Raw genomic sequence first — 755 nt, forward strand, 5'->3', positions numbered from 1 at the left:
ATAGGGTACACGAATACCCAAGAGGGTTCAGAATACCAGATTTCACCCTCTTCTATGGAACTGGAAATCAATCAACAATAGAGCATATTGCTAGATTTGCTGCTCAATGCGGTGAATTTAGTAATCATGACTACATGAAACTAAGATTATTTCCAAATTCTCTAACTGGGGGAGCATTTGTATGGTATATCAACCTTACACCTGGCTCCATTCAAACTTGGCAACAAATGGAAGAGGCATTTCATGCCCAATTCTTCCAATCGGAGCCAGAGGTGTCCATGGCAGACTTGGCAAGATTGAGTCAAAGGCCTGAAGAAAAGGCTACTCAGTTTATTGCCAGATTTAAAAGGGCTCGAAATAAATGTAGAGTCATCCTTCCAGAGCCAGAATTTGTAAGATTGGCTCAAAATGGTTTAGAGTTCAGGCTTCGAAAGAAGTTTGACTCAACTGAATTCAGGGATTTGGTCGAATTAACCTATAAGGTGTCTCGATATGAAGCATTACTAGAGGAGGAACAAGATCGAAATAATGCCTCATATAAGACATATTATAGAGATCCCAATTATGAGATCGATGCAGCAGAGATTGTGGGCAAAGAACCTGTAATCTGTGAAGCATTAATTCATAAGGATACAACCATCGACCAGCAGTTTAAAAAGAAAGACTTTCACAGAAAGTATTCTTTCGATTTAACAAAAGCAGATGACATTTTTGATCATTTGCTTGCGGCCAACTTCCTTAAGTTACCAAAAAGA

At 38.9% G+C, this 755-nt stretch carries 1 protein-coding gene; it reads left to right on the plus strand.

Annotated elements, in window-relative coordinates; genetic code table 11:
- A partial coding sequence (locus IE178_RS37135; RefSeq protein WP_193515080.1) for a hypothetical protein occupies nucleotides 1-755 on the plus strand: 755 nt, incomplete at both ends.

Origin of the sequence: Streptomyces griseoloalbus (assembly GCA_014650015.1) — a bacterium.
GTDB lineage: Bacteria > Actinomycetota > Actinomycetes > Streptomycetales > Streptomycetaceae > Streptomyces > Streptomyces griseoloalbus.